This window comes from Marinobacter piscis, from assembly GCF_007671655.1.
Taxonomy (GTDB): domain Bacteria; phylum Pseudomonadota; class Gammaproteobacteria; order Pseudomonadales; family Oleiphilaceae; genus Marinobacter; species Marinobacter piscensis.
In genome coordinates this window covers 114298-131071 of the sequence record NZ_VCGX01000001.1, presented here as the reverse complement: position 1 = coordinate 131071, position 16774 = coordinate 114298, and the positions used below count along the sequence as shown (strand labels likewise).

The 16774-nt window shown below is 56.4% G+C and carries 16 protein-coding genes; 9 read left to right on the top strand and 7 right to left on the bottom strand.

What is annotated here, in order from left to right; translation table 11 throughout:
* Positions 1–14: 14 nt before the first annotated feature.
* On the top strand, positions 15–788 hold the full coding sequence (gene hisF, locus FFI95_RS00600) for an imidazole glycerol phosphate synthase subunit HisF (protein WP_144820412.1): 774 nt from the start codon (positions 15–17) through the stop codon (positions 786–788).
* Here the strand turns inward: hisF and FFI95_RS00595 are convergent.
* From FFI95_RS00595 to gpmM, 4 genes are all read right to left on the bottom strand, one after another.
* The gene (locus FFI95_RS00595; RefSeq protein WP_246069407.1) at positions 785–1570 is read right to left on the bottom strand and encodes a divergent polysaccharide deacetylase family protein; all 786 of its coding nucleotides are present in this window, start codon (positions 1568–1570) and stop codon (positions 785–787) included. The genes hisF and FFI95_RS00595 overlap by 4 nt on opposite strands.
* Positions 1571–1599: 29 nt before the next feature.
* Positions 1600–3003 carry a S41 family peptidase gene (locus FFI95_RS00590; RefSeq protein ID WP_144820411.1) on the bottom strand — a complete coding sequence of 468 codons (1404 nt, stop codon included), beginning with the start codon at positions 3001–3003 and terminating at the stop codon, positions 1600–1602.
* A gap of 96 nt (positions 3004–3099) precedes the next feature.
* Positions 3100–4239, bottom strand: coding sequence for a murein hydrolase activator EnvC family protein (locus FFI95_RS00585; RefSeq protein ID WP_144820410.1), 1140 nt, complete (start codon positions 4237–4239; stop codon positions 3100–3102).
* Between the two features lie 20 nt (positions 4240–4259).
* Entirely contained in the window at positions 4260–5807 is a 1548-nt protein-coding gene (gene gpmM, locus FFI95_RS00580) for a 2,3-bisphosphoglycerate-independent phosphoglycerate mutase (protein ID WP_144821405.1), read from the bottom strand.
* A gap of 159 nt (positions 5808–5966) precedes the next feature.
* Between gpmM and FFI95_RS00575 the strand changes: the two genes are divergently transcribed.
* From FFI95_RS00575 to FFI95_RS00540, 8 genes are all read left to right on the top strand, one after another.
* A complete protein-coding gene (locus tag FFI95_RS00575; protein ID WP_144820409.1) occupies positions 5967–6392 on the top strand; it encodes a rhodanese-like domain-containing protein in 426 nt (141 codons plus the stop codon).
* Positions 6393–6543: 151 nt separating this feature from the next.
* Complete coding sequence (gene secB, locus FFI95_RS00570; RefSeq protein WP_144820408.1) at positions 6544–7047, top strand: protein-export chaperone SecB; 504 nt, start codon at positions 6544–6546, stop codon at positions 7045–7047.
* A 229-nt stretch (positions 7048–7276) separates the two neighbouring features.
* On the top strand, positions 7277–9301 hold the full coding sequence (locus tag FFI95_RS00565) for a TonB-dependent receptor plug domain-containing protein (RefSeq protein ID WP_246069313.1): 2025 nt from the start codon (positions 7277–7279) through the stop codon (positions 9299–9301).
* A gap of 25 nt (positions 9302–9326) precedes the next feature.
* Positions 9327–10520 carry an HmuY family protein gene (locus tag FFI95_RS00560; protein WP_144820407.1) on the top strand — a complete coding sequence of 398 codons (1194 nt, stop codon included), beginning with the start codon at positions 9327–9329 and terminating at the stop codon, positions 10518–10520.
* Position 10521: 1 nt separating this feature from the next.
* The gene (locus FFI95_RS00555; protein WP_246069307.1) at positions 10522–11610 is read left to right on the top strand and encodes a hemin-degrading factor; all 1089 of its coding nucleotides are present in this window, start codon (positions 10522–10524) and stop codon (positions 11608–11610) included.
* Positions 11601–12464 (top strand): heme/hemin ABC transporter substrate-binding protein, encoded by an 864-nt coding sequence (locus FFI95_RS00550; protein ID WP_144820406.1) that lies wholly within the window; start codon positions 11601–11603, stop codon positions 12462–12464. Before FFI95_RS00555 ends, FFI95_RS00550 begins: the two co-directional genes overlap by 10 nt.
* Positions 12454–13488 (top strand): FecCD family ABC transporter permease, encoded by a 1035-nt coding sequence (locus FFI95_RS00545; RefSeq protein ID WP_144820405.1) that lies wholly within the window; start codon positions 12454–12456, stop codon positions 13486–13488. The genes FFI95_RS00550 and FFI95_RS00545 overlap by 11 nt, the downstream gene beginning before the upstream one ends.
* Entirely contained in the window at positions 13488–14333 is an 846-nt protein-coding gene (locus FFI95_RS00540; protein ID WP_144820404.1) for a heme ABC transporter ATP-binding protein, read from the top strand. Before FFI95_RS00545 ends, FFI95_RS00540 begins: the two co-directional genes overlap by 1 nt.
* On the opposite strand, the gene trmL is transcribed toward FFI95_RS00540, so the two are convergent.
* The 3 genes from trmL to FFI95_RS00525 all read right to left on the bottom strand — a co-directional run bounded on the left by trmL (position 14270) and on the right by FFI95_RS00525 (position 16765).
* Positions 14270–14755: a tRNA (uridine(34)/cytosine(34)/5-carboxymethylaminomethyluridine(34)-2'-O)-methyltransferase TrmL gene (gene trmL, locus FFI95_RS00535; RefSeq protein ID WP_144820403.1), complete on the bottom strand. Its 486-nt coding sequence runs from the start codon at positions 14753–14755 to the stop codon at positions 14270–14272. The two genes, FFI95_RS00540 and trmL, sit on opposite strands and share 64 nt — an antisense overlap.
* 6 nt (positions 14756–14761) lie before the next feature.
* A complete protein-coding gene (locus tag FFI95_RS00530) occupies positions 14762–15940 on the bottom strand; it encodes an acetyl-CoA C-acetyltransferase (RefSeq protein ID WP_144820402.1) in 1179 nt (392 codons plus the stop codon).
* Positions 15941–16024: 84 nt separating this feature from the next.
* Positions 16025–16765: a pteridine reductase gene (locus FFI95_RS00525; protein ID WP_144820401.1), complete on the bottom strand. Its 741-nt coding sequence runs from the start codon at positions 16763–16765 to the stop codon at positions 16025–16027.
* Between the last annotated feature and the right edge of the window lie 9 nt (positions 16766–16774).

The window sequence follows — 16774 nt, the reverse complement described above, 5'->3', positions numbered from 1 at the left end:
ACAAGGTAGGTTTTATGGCACTGGCAAAACGAATCATTCCCTGCCTGGATGTAGATAAAGGGCGCGTGGTCAAAGGCGTGAACTTTGTGGACATCCGGGATGCCGGAGACCCGGTTGAGGTGGCCCGCCGCTATAATGAACAGGGTGCTGATGAGATTACTTTTCTGGATATAACCGCCAGCACGGAAAGCCGCGATACCACGTACGACATGGTAGAGCGTATGGCGGCAGAAGTGTTTATTCCACTGACTGTTGGCGGCGGCGTGCGTGCGGTGGAAGATATCCGCAAGCTGCTCAATGCCGGCGCAGATAAAGTGGCTATTAACACCGCTGCTGTATTCAATCCGGAGCTTGTCCGTGAAGCCGCTGAGCGGTTTGGCAGCCAGTGTATTGTGGTTGCGATTGATGCCAAGCAGGTGAGTGCGGAAGGCGAGGCACCCCGCTGGGAAATCTTTACCCATGGTGGCCGTAAACCGACAGGGTTGGATGCAGTAGAGTGGGCCCGAAAAATGGTTGAGATGGGAGCGGGTGAGCTGTTGCTGACCAGTATGGATAAGGATGGCACCAAGAGTGGTTTCGACCTTGGCCTGACCCGCGCCGTCAGCGACGCCGTGAACGTTCCGGTGATTGCCTCAGGTGGTGTCGGCGAGCTTCAACATCTGGCCGATGGGGTCACCAAGGGCGGCGCAGATGCCGTGCTGGCTGCGTCTATCTTCCACTTTGGCGAGCACACTATTCCTGAGGCCAAGGCCTTTATGAAGGCCCAGGGTATCGAAGTCCGGGATTAATCCTTTTTAGCAAAAGCAGGCCGGATGGTCTGCTTTTCCCCTTCCGCAAACATCCTCTGATTGTTGTTACGCATGGCCCAGAGCCCGCTGACCGTGGCTATGGCAATGCCCTGTTCATCCAGCTGTGGCAGGTGCTTTTCAAGATAGTCCACCGTTACTGTATGGGGGTGGGCAATACCCACTGCACTGCCGTTTTCTTTCGCCAGCCGTATCAACTCCCGGAACTGCCTGTCTACATACGCTTCCGTTTGCTCGTGATCCAGAAACACATCGCGTTTCAGGGTGGGGATCTGGTAGGCCGTCGCAGTATCTGCTGCAATGGATGAGGCAATGGTGCGGCTGTCGACAAAATAAACCGGGTAGCGGTAGAGCTCTTTCATAACCCAGTCCATGGGTCTGAGTTTCTGGGTCAGCAGGCTGCCCATGTGATTGTTGACTCCCTGCACGTGGGGGATGGACTGCAGAGCCCGGCGCAGAGTGGTGGTCACGCTCTTTTCATCCATATCTGCAGTCAACCCACCAGGCCCAAGACTGAAGTTCTGGGTATTTGCCATGGGGACGTGCAGCATAATCTCTTTATCACGACTGTGTGCCAGGCGGGCAAGCGCATCTGTGTGCCGGCGGTAGGGCAGGAAGGCCAGTGTCAGTGGCTGATCCAGGTTGGCAAGGCGCTCACCTTCACGCAGGTTGTGCCCCATATCATCAATGATGATGGCAATGGTTGGTGGGATGCCGTCTGAAAGTGGCTTCGCGACGGCAGGCCCGGTAACCACGCTTGTCAGGGCTGCCAGGAACAGGGCAAAGAGTACCTTCACTGAGCTGCGCCTGCTCCCTTGCGGTTAAGGATGTGCATGCCTTTGAGCAGGTTGAGTGCCGAGCGCAGCTGGTAATCACGGTCGGCCATGGAGCCGGCCTGTTCCTCTGGCGCTGATTGCCGGTCCTGACTGCCTGATTCTTCATCCTGGCCAACCAGGTGGCCGCTCAGGTCTGCCTCGGTAAAGAACGGGCGACCATCGAGCTCTTTCAGCTCTGCAGGCTTTACTTCAATATCCGGTTTAATACCGGTGGCCTGGATAGATCGGCCCTCTGGTGTGTAATAACGTGCGGTTGTCATCTTGATGGCATGGGTTTCATCCAGCGGGATAACGGTTTGCACACTGCCCTTGCCAAACGACTGGGTGCCCATAATCACGGCACGCTGATGGTCCTGCAGCGCACCTGCAAGAATTTCCGAGGCTGAGGCAGAGCCGCCATTAATCAGGACAACAATCGGGGTGCCTTCCATCAGGTCGCCTTCTTTGGCGCTGAAGCGCAGACGCGAGCTCTGGATTCTGCCTTCGGTATACACAATCAGGCCTTCATCAATCAGCGCATCAGCCGTTGCAACAGCGGCCTGCAGAACGCCTCCCGGGTTGTTGCGCAGGTCGAGGATCAGTCCGTCCAGGTTGCCACTGTTTTCTTCCCGGAGCGTCTCGAGGGCATTGGTGAACTGTTCGCCGGTCTCTGCCTGGAACTGAGTCAGGCGGATATAGCCATAGCCGTTTTCAATCATCCGGCTCTTAACACTGGTTACCTTGATAACGGCCCGTTCAACGTCAATTTCAACCGGAGCACTTTCGCTCTCACGCATAATGGTCAGGGTGAGTGTTGTCCCTGGCTTGCCACGCATCAGCTGTACAGCTTCTTCCAGCCCCATACCTTTGACCGGCTGCTCGCCGAGTTTGATAATCAGGTCTCCCGGCAGAACGCCCGCCTTCTGCGCAGGCGTGTCATCAATCGGGGCGATCACTTTGATAAAGCCGTTCTCCATGCCCACTTCAATGCCCAGGCCCCCAAACTCGCCGGAGGTGCTTTCTTCCAGTTTTTCGTAATCTTTAGGGGCCAGATACGTGGAGTGCGGGTCAAGCTCGGACAGCATGCCTTTGATCGCGCTTTCCAGCAGCTGGGTATCTTCAACCTCTTCGACATAAGCGGCCTTGATGCGGCTGAATACTTCGGTGAATTTGCGCAGGTCGTCCAGAGGCAGTTGCTTCTCCGGGTCAGGCAGGGTGAGCTCAACCTGGTTGCCCGCTTTAATACCATCGAGCAGTTGTGAGTTGGTTGCAGGCGCATCCTGAGCAAAGGCCAGACCGGGAGCGGTTATGAAACAGGCAGCCATGGCCAGGAAGGCGGAGCGCAGAAGTGAGGCTTTGTGTGTGATAAGGACCCGTTTCATTCAAATATCCCGTGGTTATTCCAGTAGTTGGGCAAAGTTCCCTGAGGCTGACAGTATGGCGCCAACCGGTGCATTTGTCAGCCCCGTTGCCGGAGTTCAGTTGGCCAGCCAGTGCCCGGGGTTGTCTGGTTTACCGTTATGGCGAACCTCAAAGTAAAGTGCCGGCGCGTCGGATCCTCCGGTCTCGCCAGCCTGGGCGATCGCCTGCCCGGCCGCAACCCAGTCGCCAGGGCTGGTGAACAGGCTGCTGCTGTGGCCATAGAGTGTCATGTAGCCATCGCCGTGATCAATAATTGTTATCAGCCCAAAGCCCCGAAGCCAGTTGGCGAACACCACGCGCCCGTAGTGCACAGCTTTTATTTCGGCTTCTTCGCGGGTCTGAATAATGAGGCCGTTACGGCGCAACTTGCCATCGGCATACGTGTCACCAAATCGGCTGATTACCTTGCCCTGGGCCGGCCAAGGCAGTTTGTTACGGAGTGATGGAAACGGCTCAGACTCCTCAGGGGTGGGGATGTTTGCAATCGCCTCCTGGACTTCAGTCAGAAGTTTCTCCAGTCGCTGGCGGTCAGCTTCTAGTTCTTCTTTCTCATTGCGACGGCTGCGAATATCACTTTTTAGTGCAGTCAGGGTTTTCTGGCGCTCCTGACGGGTGGCTTTCAGTGCCTGCTGGCGCTGGCTGATAGTGTCTTCGGTAGCGGCAAGCTCGGCCCGGGTATTCTTTACAGCCGCCTGCGTGGCCCTGAGCTCGTCAAGGTTTTTGTGGAAGGCTTCCAGGCGCCCGACGGTGTCCTTGCTGAGGTATTCGTAATAGGTCATTGTCCGGGCCACTTTCTCCGGACTGATTTCGTTCAACAGAACTTTGATCGCGGGAGCATCACCCTGCATCCAGGCGGTACGGATCTGCTTTTTCAAACCGTCCCGCTGGCGCCCCAGGGTTCGGGTAAGCTCCTGCTCCTCGCTGCGAAGTTCTGAGAGGCGTTGCTGCTGCTCTTTTCCCTTTTTCTGCAAAGACCGGCGTTCGCGGGTTAGTTGGCTGATTTTACGGTCAGCCGCAGCAAGCTGTCGCTCCAGTGCGGAGCGATCCTTTTCAGCATCTGCAAGCCAGTCGTCAATATCCTCGATGCGCTCTTTCAGGGCTTCTACCTGGGCAGGTGTCACCTCTTCTCCGAACGCAACCGGCGCTGCACCTGGTAACAGAGTGAGTAGCAGCGCCAGTGTTGCTGTCAATCGCAATGCTAAGGCCTGTTTATCAATCAACCGAGCCTGACCAGGCTGTGTCCGGTCATTTCTTTCGGTTGCTCCAGGTCCATCAGGGTGAGCAGGGAGGGAGCCACATCACTGAGGCTGCCTTCGTCGCTCAGGCTTAGGTTACGGCTGCCTGTGTAAATCAGGGGCACCGGCCCGGTGGTGTGGGCTGTATGAACCTGGCCGGAATCCGGGTCGGTCATTTGTTCGCAGTTGCCATGGTCGGCTGTAATCAGTGCCTGGCCATCAACCTCATCCAGAGCTTCAACAACTCTCTGTACGCAGTGGTCAATGCACTCGGCCGCCTTGATCGCCGCGGCAAGGTTGCCGGTATGGCCTACCATGTCGCCATTGGCGTAGTTGCATACAATCAGATCGTATTTGCCGCTTTTTATAGCCTCAACCAGTTTATCGGTGACTTCCGGCGCGCTCATTTCCGGCTGCAGGTCGTAGGTGGCAACTTTGGGTGAAGGCACCAGAATTCTGTCTTCCCCGGCGAACGGTGTTTCCAGACCACCGTTGAAAAAGAAGGTTACGTGAGCGTATTTTTCGGTTTCAGAAATGCGCAGCTGGGTTTTCCCCAGGTCAGCCATGTATTCTCCCAGGCCGTTCACCAGCTGCTCTGGCGGGTAGGCGCAGGAAGTATCGATGTCAGCTGCGTACTCTGTGAGCATAACAAAGTCAGCTAGCTTCGGGTGCTTGCGCCGCTCGAATCCGTCAAAGCCCTTATCCACAAAGGTGCGGGTCATTTCCCGGGCGCGGTCAGCGCGAAAGTTCATGAACAGGACGGCATCGCCATCGTTAATGGTGGCGTCGGGTTCGTCGGCTGCCTGCAGGCGGGTCGGTTTTACAAATTCATCGTTCTCACCGCGCTCATACGCCTGTTCCAGGCCGGACACCGGATCGTTTGCGGTAAACTCGGACTCGCCCAGGGTCATCAGATTGTAAGCAGACTCTACCCGGTCCCAGCGGTTATCCCTGTCCATGGCATAGTAGCGACCAACAATGGAAGCTACCCGGCCTTTACCCAGGCTTCTGAGCTTTGCATCAGCCTTCTCAAGCGAGGGGCGGGCACTGCGCGGCGGCATATCGCGGCCGTCGAGGAACGCGTGCACGTACACAGCTTTTGCGCCGCGCGAGGCCGCAAGTTCTGCGGCGGCAAGAATGTGGTCTTCGTGGCTGTGAACCCCTCCGGGAGAGAGCAGCCCCATAAGGTGAACCGCACCGTTATTGTTCACGGCTTTATCAATGGCCGAGCAAAGGGCGGTGTTTTTATTGAATGATCCGTCTTCCAGGCCCTTATCGATACGAGTCAGGCTCTGGTAAACCACGCGGCCGGCGCCCAGGTTCATGTGCCCGACTTCCGAGTTGCCCATCTGGCCCTGGGGCAGTCCCACAAACATGCCTGATGTGTTGATGAGAGACCGGGGACGGGATTCCCAGAGGTTGTCCCAGAATGGGGTATGAGCGTTGCTGATAGCGTTATCTTCGGCGGGATCACGGTGGCCCCAGCCATCCAGAATTATCAGTGCTGTCGGCTTGCGCAGTGCTGTCATCATTCAGTCCGGAAGTTGAATAGCAGTAAGTTTACAGAAACAGACGTGAAGCTTATCCATTTTTGCACTGTGAGGCTACCGTCGCCACCTGTATGGTTACCTTCTGTCAGGCGCGCAGCCTGTGTATAATCCGCCCAAACTTATTTTCAGGGTAGCTTCATGGATCTTTTAGGTCGGTTGTTTGAATTTGTCGTTAACCACTACATTCTTGCCTCACTGTTTGTGGCCTTTCTGGTAGCAATCCTGGTGCTGGAGTCCAAACGTGGCGGCTCCAAGATTTCCGCTCAGGGCGCTGTGGGTCTGATAAACCGTGATGAGGCTATTGTGGTGGATATCCGGGATCGCAAAGAGTTTGCCGAAGGGCGGATTACCGGCTCTGTAAATATTCCACTGAACAGTCTGAAAAGCCGGGCGGCTGAGCTGAATAAGCACAAAGACAAGCAGATTATCATCGCCGACAAAATGGGGCAGCATTCTGCAATGGCCGTTAAACAGCTTAATGCTGAAGGCTTCACCAATGTTGCGCGACTCAACGGTGGTGTCGGCGACTGGAAGGCCAGTAACCTGCCACTGGTGAAAAAATAAAAGTGCTGGCAGGATCTGGGCTACGGAGCCCCTCTGTCGTACTGTTTCACATACTCAGGTGCGAACAGGTAGTAAAGTTCCGGGGCAGATCTGTACATAGTAACGGGCTGCAAGCCCGCTCCATCTCTCTACAATAGCGAAAGGACGTGACATGGCTGAAAATCAGCAAGGCGCCGCAGGCAGCGACAACCAGAACCAGGCCCAGTTTGCTCTGCAACGTATTTACGTGAAGGACCTGTCTTTTGAATCTCCGAACTCCCCGGTGGTGTTTCAGGAGCAATGGAAGCCTCAGGTAAACCTGGACCTGAATACGTCGCACTCGAAAGTGAGCGATAACCAGTACGAGGTTGTCCTGTCACTGACTGTAACAGCAAAAATAGGTGAAAAAGTCGCCTACATTGTTGAGATTCAACAGGCAGGTGTTTTTCTTGTCTCTGGTATTGAAGGCGCTCAACTGGGCCAGATGCTGGGTGCATATTGCCCCACAATTCTGTTCCCTTACGCCCGTGAAACCATCGATACGGTGGTGAACAAAGGCAGCTTCCCGGCACTTATGCTGGCACCGGTCAACTTCGACGCCATCTACGCCCAGGCGCTCCAGCGCAAGCAGGATGAAGCTGGCGGTGAAGCCGGAGAAGAGCAGAAAACCCACTGATTCCCCTCTCTTAAACGTCATGCTCAGGCGCGCTGCCCGGCGTTGTCCCTGAGCATGATGCGATAACCTGTTCCTACCCTTTTTCTGTATTCCCTGGCTGCAAAGCTTCCTGACTTATCTGCTGTTCTACGAAATTGCACGTATATTTTTATTGACATAAATTCAGCCCTGAACAAGAATGCTTCGCATTATTGTTCTAATAATAGTTCGCATTCAGGGGTGGGTTTTTGTGAGAAGGGTTTACAAAACGAGTCATCAACCGTTGGCCTGGGTATCCATGGTCGCTTTTTTCTCAGGGTATTGTGGGCCTGTGTTTGCCACGGTTGAGTCCGGGCCCGGGTTTTATCTTGATGAGGTTGTGGTCACAGGTACCCGCTCCAGTCGCACACTGAGCGATACACCGGTACGCACTGAAGTAGTGACCAGACGCGAGCTGGAGAAAACCCATGCACGGAATGTTGCTGAGGCCCTGGAAAACGTTCCTGGGCTGCAACTCCGTGAGATCCACGGCAAAGTCGGACAGGAAGTCTGGATGCAGGGTGTTAGTGCCGACCGGGTGCTGATTCTGATCGACGGCTTACCCATGACCGCCACCACCGGATCGTCTGTTGATGTAAGCCAGCTGGCGCTGCTGGACGTAAAACGCATTGAGGTGGTTAAGGGCGCTGGCTCGGCCCAGTACGGAAGCGCCGCCATTGGCGGGGTTGTTAATGTGATAACCCGTGATGTTGAGCCTGGTGTGAGCGGTGAGATAACCGTTGACGGTGGCAGCTACGGTGACCAGAACCCAAGCGCCGAGAATACTGACCTTGCCCGGTATGGTGCGAGGGCAAGTATGACTATGGGTAGTGAGCAACTACGCCTGCGTGTAAATGGATCACATCAGTATTCAGACGGGCTGGATCCTGAACCTGCCACCTGGGAACGTCCGGGTGATGAATACGACCGCAACCAGTTCAGCTCCCGCCTGGAGTGGCTACCAGGTAGCGATCAACGCCTTTTTACCGAGCTGGGGTATTTTGATGAAACTTCAGGCTCCCGTTTTCTCACCTCGAAGGCAGGCACCACTCTTAAGCAGGGCAAGGAAGAAACTGTAGAACGTTGGCGCGCGGTAGTCGGTGGTGAGCACACGCTGAGTGACCAGCAAGCGCTGGATTGGAATCTGCTGCGAGAAGAGTTGCGGGACGATACATACAAGTACTCGGCGTTTGGTCGTTTTGATCAGCGTGAGGCAAGCCAGGCACTGTCCCAGGCCTCTGCGAGCACAGAAATTTCTGCCGGAGAATACCACCTGCTGATGGTAGGTGCGGATCTTCACCATGAAACCTTGGAGCAGACTGTCGATGGAGCCGCTGAACTGATAGGAGGTGAGCGCTCGCGGAACAGTAAAGAGCTCTGGTTTCAGGATACATGGATGCCAACGGAGCGCTGGGAGTGGGTAGCGGGTTTGCGCGGACAATATGATTCCGGCTTTGGTGACCATTATGCCCCAAAACTCAGCGCCCGTTACGAGCTTACCCCCGGCTGGGCCGCGAGCCAGTATCTGCGTGCCAGCTGGAGTGGCGGTTACCGGGTGCCTAATCTCAAAGAGCGTCACTTCCGCTTTGATCACAGCCAGCTTGGTTATGTGGTGCAGGGCAACCCGGATCTGGAGCCGGAAGTTTCCCGGAATCTGCAGCTGGGCTGGGGCGTGAACTACCTGAGTGCCGGATGGTTTGAAATCAATGCTTACCAGAACCTCATTGAAGACCTCATACAAACCCAGTTTGACCCGCAAGCTACTGCCATTCGTGGAGATGGTGTGGATGTGCATCGATACGCGAACGTGGACAAGGCGCGCACCCGAGGCATCGAAACTACCGCTGGCTGGCAGTTTGCTCCCGGCTGGGAACTCAGCGCCGGCTACACCTACACCGATGCCGAAGACAGGGCCACCGGCAAGGCACTGCCCAATCGTCCGCAACATCAGGCCCGGCTCGGGCTGGACGGGATGGCGGGGATTCCGGGGCTGAGCTGGTCGGTGCGGATACGCAACCAAAGCTCGGAATACATAGACACTGACGAAGCCATGCAGTCACCTGGGTACACCACCTTGGATCTCAAGCTCAATCAAACATTCGGCGACAACCTGCGAGTGTTCGCCGGCATCGACAACCTCACCAACAAACAGCGGGATTTCGACAACAGCGACGACGTTGGCCCCGTTTCCGGTCGTTTTGTGTACCTGGGCGCGACCCTGGGCTTTGGACGATAACAGTCAATCAACAAGGAGATGAACAATGAACAACACTCGGGTTTTGCTGGGGATGGCCGTATCAACGGCGCTACTCGCCGGTTGCGGGGGCAGTGACAATACTCTGGGTACACCCAGTGAGAATGATCCGGATAGTCAGGCTTCGCGAAAGGTCATCGATGCGAAGTCATACGATAAAGCCACCTATCTGAATCTGGTTACCGGCAGAATTGTGAAGCTTACCGAGGAAGAAGCCAGGAGTTCTTCTGGCTGGCACCTCTCATTCAAGCGGGACGCGATTCAGGTGAACAACGGCGACGTGGGTGCGGGCAGTGTGAAAGGTGCGGTTCTTGAGCCTCAGGACAAGTTTTATACAGGCAGCGGCGAGCCCAGGTTCGATTTGCTGGAGCAGGCCGCCAATGACGACTCGGAAATGTCTGCTCTGACGGCTGCTTACCCGGCGCCTGATCATTGGTATGGAGGTGAAGTTGCCAATCTCTTTGGTGACAAGTGGTACACCTATGATCTTAAGACGCACTCGGTTGTGCAAAATGACAGCATAGGCTGGCTGGTGCGTTCGGCTGAGGGCAACAGCTACGCTCGTATGCGCGTTGAAATGCTCAAGTTTGATCCTGCACCAACCGCCACGAATAACGGTTTCAGAATCAGGTTTGATGTCCAGCCTGAAGGGGCTGAGCAGTTCACCAATAAGGATGTCGCGTTTAGCGGTTCCCTTTCTCAACTGGAAACCTGTTTTGATTTTGATGAAGGCGTCACTCAGGGCCAGGGCTCGGGTGCTGGTAATACCGTAGATTGTGAAACCTCTGATTTATGGGACATCAAACTGGTTTTTGATGTAGATGCTCGCAGTCTTGAGCTGCGCACCAACAGTGGCGTTTCCGGCGATGGCAACGGTGGTGCATTAGGGGAGTTCAGCTGGGAGAAGCTCAGGGAGTATCGCAAAGCTACAGACGAACCCGTTAGTGGCCAGTCGATTACAGGCTTATACGCTGCAGACGCCAGCGGTGTATTCAATGTGGCGAGCTGGTATGCCTACGACCAGACAGCCGGCCATGTGCTTCGCCCCAACTACCGCGTTTACGCCATAGACACAGATTCCAATGATCCAGCCGCACCTGTATACGCCGTGCAGATTGCCGGCTACTACGGCGACGACACAGAATCCGGCCAGCCTATTGTGCGTTGGACCGAAGCCTCACTGACCGAAGGAGACAACTGAAATGACCGCAACAATGGACGCGCCAGAAAAACAGGTGAACGAATCGTTGAACAGCCGCTGGCAGGCACTGCTGGCGACGCTGCCCAAACTTCGCATTCGCAATGCCGCCAATGAACTGGGTGTGAGCGAGCTGGAGCTGCTGCTTTGTCGAACCGAGGGAGTTCAGCCTCTTAAAGCTGAGTTCGGCGAGCTCATGAAGGCTATGGATGCGGTGGGAGATGTGATGATTCTCACGCGTAACGATCAGGTAGTGCACGAGATCACCGCTACCTTCAACAAGTTTACCGTTGCCGGCAAGGGCGCCATGGGGCTGGCTGTGGGTGATATTGATGTGCGGGTATTCTTTAACAGTTGGGCACACGGATATCTGGTTACCGAGAATACCGGCAAGATTACTCGGGAAAGTCTGCAGTTTTTCAATGCCCATGGCATGGCGCTGCACAAGATCTACAAAACCGGGGCCACGAACACTTCAGCCTGGGATGCGCTGGTGGGTGAGTACCTCAATCCGGCGGCAGAAGCCCCGGTGCTGACGGCGGCGCCGGCCCCAGCTGAGCGCACGGACTCGGGCACAGTGGATGTTGGCGCCCTGAAGGAAGACTGGTCAAAGCTCAAAGACGTGCACCACTTCCACGCCATGCTCAAGCGCAACAAGGTGGATCGGCAAACTGCAGTTGAGCTGGTCGGGTCCAAATGGGTTACCCGCCTGAAGCGCTCAACCGACGACGTACTTTCGCCGCTGGATCAGATTCTGGAGCAGGCAAAGGCCAGTCAGTGCGCGATTATGGTGTTTGTGGGCAACCCGGGCATTGTCCAGATTTTTGCCGGTACCGTCGGCAATGTTAAGCGTATGGGTCCCTGGATAAACGTGCTGGATAAAGGCTTTAATCTGCACGCCAACACCGACGGCATCAGCGACTGGTTTGTGGTTCGTCGGCCGTCTACAGATGGCACCATCACCTCCCTGGAAGGCTATAACGCCAAGGGTGAAATTGTGGTGACCTTGTTTGGTGATCGCAAGCCGGGCAATCCGGAACCCGAACACTGGCAGCGTGAAGTGGCGGCTCTGGAGAAACGTCTATGCGTGTGATGGTTCTTGTAGCCATTTGCGCGGTTTGCTTGTCGTTCGTAACCCTGGCAAAGGCAGGGGAACCCCGCATTATCAGTGCCGACGGCAGTATCACGGAAACGGTTTACGCCCTGGGCGCACAAGATCGCCTAGTGGGCGTGGATACCACCAGCAATTATCCCGAGGCAGTGAATTCACTGCCCAAGGTGGGCTATCTGCGGGCACTGCCGTTTGAAGGTGTGCTGGCCCTGAAGCCGGATGTGCTTTTGACTACCGATGAAGCGGAGCCTGCCAGGACTTTGGAGCGTCTGGAGCAGGCTGGTGTTGCAGTCGTTCAGCTACCCTTGGCCAGGTCGCCTGCCGATACTATGGCGCGCATTCGTGAAGTCGGTCGAATTGTGGGTAAGGAGGCGAGGGCCGACGCCATGGCGGCAGAGATGCAAAAGCGAATTGCAGATATAGGGATTGCTGAAGACCCTCCACCAGCTGGCAGCGCTTCCGCCCGTGTATTGTTCCTTATGGCAGCAGGAGATCATGGGGTGATGATGGCCGGACGGAATACTGCAGGTCAGGCTTTGCTGCAAGCCGTGGGTGCCCGCAATGCCATACCTGATGTGCGCGGCTACAAGCCAGCCAGTCGCGAGGCGCTGCTGGCCTCGCACCCGGATGCCATAGTGGTGGCAGAATCCCGCCCCGGGCAGTTCCGCATTGATCAGTGGCCCCAGTTAGCGGCTCTGGATGCCTGGAAACAGGGCCGGTACTACGTGGGCGACAGCATGTTGCTACTGGGCTTCGGCCCCAGATTGCCAAAGGCCATGAAAGAAGTGGCCAGTTTGTTGAAAGAAGCGGAGCAGGTTGCCAGTAATGGTCACTGACGCCTCTGGCCGGCTCGCTCGTGGGCCGGCGCTTATTCTTATGCTGACTGCAGCACTGGCTGTTTCGGTTGTATCGGTTACGAACGGCGCATATCCATTGTCAGCCGGCGATATTCTGGGAGTACTTGTTGGTGACCTTGAGGATGAGGTTGCCAGGATGGTGTTTGTTGACGTGCGCCTGCCCCGGTTGGTTCTGGGGTTTCTGGTTGGTGCCGTTTTGGCCGTATCCGGGGCACTGCTGCAGGGGTTGTTCCGAAACCCTCTGGCAGATCCGGGATTGATTGGCGTATCTGCGGGCGCATCACTTGCCGCTATTGCCGTGATTGTACTTGGAGGTACTTGGTTGGGAGGCTGGGTAGACCTTGCCGGTAATTGGGCACTGCCCATTGCGGCTTTTGCAGGCGGCAGTGGCACTGTGTTTCTGGCCTGGCGCATTGCTCGCCGGGCCGGGGAGACCTCCGTGGCCACGCTCCTGCTGGCAGGCATTGCCATTAACGCCATTGCCGGTGCGGGTACCGGCTTGCTGACTTTTTACTCTTCCGATGAAGAATTGCGTTCATTGACCTTCTGGACCATGGGCAGTCTGGGCCACGCTGCCTGGGATGACGTTGCCATGGCGGCACCCTGGCTGGTGGTTTCTTTATGCGCGGCGCCCTTTCTGGCGCGACCCCTGGATGCATTTTTGCTGGGCGAACAGGTCGTTGGCCACCTGGGGTACAACACCGACTGGACTAAACGGATTACTATTCTGATTGCCGGGTTGGGTGTTGGCGCAGCTGTTGCTGTTAGCGGGCTCATCGGGTTTGTGGGGCTGGTTGTCCCGCATCTGGTGCGTCATAGCCTGGGTGCTGGACACCGCATTGTTATTCCGGCCAGTGCGCTTGCCGGTGGCACTTTATTGGTGGGTGCGGATTGCCTGGCGCGAGTTGTGGTGGCTCCCGCAGAACTGCCCATTGGGCTGATGATGGCGTTGATTGGTGGGCCATTTTTCCTGTTGCTGTTGTTACGAACGAGGGTAACCTGATGCTTTTACGGGTGGATAATGCAAGCGTCCGGCTCGGAGGCAGGCAGATTGTAGACCGTCTTGATTTTCAGCTGGATGCGGGTGAGTTACTTGTGGTGCTCGGGCCTAATGGCGCGGGTAAATCCACGTTACTGAAGGCCCTGGCAGGTGAGTATAAGATCCATGCAGGGAGTGTGGCCTTGGCCGGAAAAGCTTTGAAGGACTGGACCGGCAAATGCCTGGCGCGCCAACGGGCGGTTATGCCCCAGAGAGTCGAGGTGAACTTTCCGTTGACGGTGGAAGAAATCGTGCGCCTGGGGCGCCCTCCGGAACCCTTGAGCAAAAGTCAGCCGATTCTTGAAGAACTGATGGCATTGCTGGATATAACGCATCTGCAAAGTCGGCTGGCACCCGGTTTGTCTGGTGGTGAGCAACAGCGGGTTCAGCTGGCACGCGTGCTGGCGCAGGTCTGGGACACCCGCAAGCCGGTCCTGCTATTGCTGGATGAGTGCACCTCGGCACTGGACCCGGCTCATCAGCAGCAGGTTTTTTCACTGCTTCGCAAGCTGGCGTGGCAGCGTGGGTTTGCGGTGCTGGCGGTTGCTCACGATCTCAATCTGGCCGCCCGGTTTGCTGATCGGTTGCTATTGTTGCATGAAGGACAATGCCATAGCTCTGGCGAGCCCTTAGACGTTCTGACTGAATCGGCACTGGCGGAAGTGTACGGATTGTCGGCTAGAATTCTGAATCTTGAAGAGGGGTATCCGCTGGTCGTTCCCCGGGACGGCAGGTGTGCGAAAGACTACGATACGTTATCGTGGCCAGGGCTCGCACCGCAAAACTCAAGTTGCCGCCAAGCCTCGTAAACCACCAGAGCGGCCGTGTTGGACAGGTTCAGGCTGCGACTTTCGGGCCGCATAGGCACCTTCAGGCAGTTTGCCAGAGGCAGGCTTTCCCGTATGACCGCTGGCAGGCCACGGGTTTCGGGCCCGAACATCAGGTAGTCGCCCGCCTGATAAACAACTTCATGGTAGTACCCGTGCCCTTTGGTGGTGAGGGCAAACAGCCGCTTTGGTTGTTCGCTGTCCAGAAACGCCTGGTAGTTTTCATGAATGTTTACCGAGGCGTATTCACTGTAATCCAGGCCCGCCCGCCGCATCTGTTTGTCTTCGAGGTTAAACCCCAAAGGCTCAATCAGATGCAGCCGGCAGCCAGTATTGGCGCAGAGCCGGATGATATTACCCGTATTGGGTGGTATCTCCGGCTCATACAGCACCACATTCAGCACCGGAACTTAGCGCTCCACGGCCAGGGCGACGCCCATGCCGCCACCAATACACAGTGTTGCCAGGCCTTTGTTGGCATCACGGCGTACCATTTCGTGCAGCAGGGATACCAGAATACGGCAGCCGGACGCGCCGATAGGGTGTCCCAGAGCAATCGCGCCGCCGTTCACGTTTACCTTTGTGGTGTCCCAGCCCATGTCCCGGTTTACCGAGATCGCCTGGGCTGCGAACGCTTCGTTCGCTTCCACCAGGTCCAGATCATTCACATCCCAGCCGGCCAGCTTCAGGCAGCGCTGACTGGCTGGAATCGGGCCGGTACCCATAATCGTGGGATCAACGCCGGCGTTGGCGTGGGCCTTGATGGTCGCCAGCGGCGTCAAGCCAAGCTCTTTGGCCTTCTCGGCACTACACACCATAACCGCTGCGGCACCGTCGTTAAGGGATGAGGCGTTGGCAGCGGTGACTGTGCCGTCTTTTTTGAACGCCGGACGGAGCCTGGCCAGGCTCTCTGCAGTGACGCCATCGCGGGGGCCCTCGTCCCGGTTCACAACGAGAGGATCACCTTTGCGCTGCGGAATGGATACAGGCACAACTTCACCATCGAAGCGTCCGGCTTCGCGGGCAGCAGCGGCTTTCTGCTGGGAAGCAGCTGCAAACTCATCCTGCTCTTCCCGGCTGATGCCATACTTCTCCACGATGTTCTCGGCAGTGATCCCCATATGATAATCGTTGAAAGCATCCCACAGACCATCTGTAATCATGGTGTCGATCATGGTCCAGTTACCCATACGCTGGCCGTTGCGGCTGTTGGGCAGAACATGGGGAGCCTGGCTCATGCTTTCCTGGCCGCCGGCAATCATCATGTCGGCATCGCCGCCGCGAATTGCCTGTACCGCCATATGGACAGCCTTCAGGCCAGAGCCACAGACCTTATTGATTGTCATCGCAGGTACAGACGCCGGAATGCCCGCATTTATAGCGGACTGGCGAGCCGGGTTCTGGCCGGATCCTGCAGTGAGCACCTGTCCCAGAACTACTTCGTTGATCTGTTCGCCGGCAACGCCGGTTTCTTCCAGAAGCGCTTTAATAACAGCAGTGCCAAGCTGATCTGCACGGAGGCTGGACAAGCCTCCGCCAAAAGCCCCGATGGCTGTACGCCGGGCTGCAACTATAACGACATCACGCATGCGGTTTCTCCGGTTAGTTGAGTTAAGTGGTTGCATTGTAGCCGGAAAGAAGGAACCGGTAACAGCATCCCGCGCATACGGCGCTCAGATGTTAAGGCTTCGGCCACCATCGACAGTGAGGATCTGACCGGTAATAAACGGAGCATCCATAAGGAGGAAAGCGATGGTGCCGGCTATGTCATCCGGTGTGCCGGTTCGCCTGAGAGGGGTCTTGTCCAGAATGCTGTTCTGGTATTCAGTATCAATAGCTGCTTCACCTTCCGGCCAGAGAATAGCACCGGGGGATACTCCGTTTACCCGTACCTCTGGCGCCAGGTCTCTGGCCCAGGCGCGGGTAAGGGCAGCAAGCCCGGCTTTGCTGGCGCAGTAAAGCGGGTGCTCCGGGAGTGGGCGTTCACTGTAAATATCAATCAGGTTTACAACACTGCCGGTGTGTTTTTTCAGGGCGGGCAGGCAGGTTTGCAGCAGAAAAAAAGGAGCTTTGAGATTGGTGTGCATAATGGTATCCCAGTCGTTCCCGGTTACATCAGGCGTGGGATTGGGGTAGAACACTGAGGCGTTATTAACCAGCGCGTCCAGGCGCCCCCAGTGTGCGACAGCCAGGTCGCCAAGACGCTTTACATCGGGCATTTGGCTCAAATCGGCTTGCAGTGCCACGGCAGAGCTCTGGCGCTGCTGGTTCATTGTTTCTGCAAGGTCGAGTGCCTGACCTTCACGGCTACGGTAGTGAATAATCAGGTTCCAGCCACGGTCGTGAAGTAGCCGCGCCGTGCGTGCCCCAAGGCGGTGGGCAGATCCGGTAATCAGTGCAACAGGGGGTGTCATGGGGGCGTC

Excerpts from the sequence above, each read along its gene's own strand:
- hisF (WP_144820412.1), top strand. The coding sequence starts at position 15 with ATGGCACTGGCAAAACGAATCATTCCCTGCCTGGATGTAGATAAAGGG.
- FFI95_RS00590 (WP_144820411.1), bottom strand. The coding sequence starts at position 3,003 with ATGAAACGGGTCCTTATCACACACAAAGCCTCACTTCTGCGCTCCGCC.
- gpmM (WP_144821405.1), bottom strand. The coding sequence starts at position 5,807 with ATGACAGCACTGCGCAAGCCGACAGCACTGATAATTCTGGATGGCTGG.
- FFI95_RS00575 (WP_144820409.1), top strand. The coding sequence starts at position 5,967 with ATGGATCTTTTAGGTCGGTTGTTTGAATTTGTCGTTAACCACTACATT.
- secB (WP_144820408.1), top strand. The coding sequence starts at position 6,544 with ATGGCTGAAAATCAGCAAGGCGCCGCAGGCAGCGACAACCAGAACCAG.
- FFI95_RS00560 (WP_144820407.1), top strand. The coding sequence starts at position 9,327 with ATGAACAACACTCGGGTTTTGCTGGGGATGGCCGTATCAACGGCGCTA.
- FFI95_RS00555 (WP_246069307.1), top strand. The coding sequence starts at position 10,522 with ATGACCGCAACAATGGACGCGCCAGAAAAACAGGTGAACGAATCGTTG.
- FFI95_RS00550 (WP_144820406.1), top strand. The coding sequence starts at position 11,601 with ATGCGTGTGATGGTTCTTGTAGCCATTTGCGCGGTTTGCTTGTCGTTC.
- FFI95_RS00545 (WP_144820405.1), top strand. The coding sequence starts at position 12,454 with ATGGTCACTGACGCCTCTGGCCGGCTCGCTCGTGGGCCGGCGCTTATT.
- FFI95_RS00540 (WP_144820404.1), top strand. The coding sequence starts at position 13,488 with ATGCTTTTACGGGTGGATAATGCAAGCGTCCGGCTCGGAGGCAGGCAG.
- FFI95_RS00530 (WP_144820402.1), bottom strand. The coding sequence starts at position 15,940 with ATGCGTGATGTCGTTATAGTTGCAGCCCGGCGTACAGCCATCGGGGCT.
- FFI95_RS00525 (WP_144820401.1), bottom strand. The coding sequence starts at position 16,765 with ATGACACCCCCTGTTGCACTGATTACCGGATCTGCCCACCGCCTTGGG.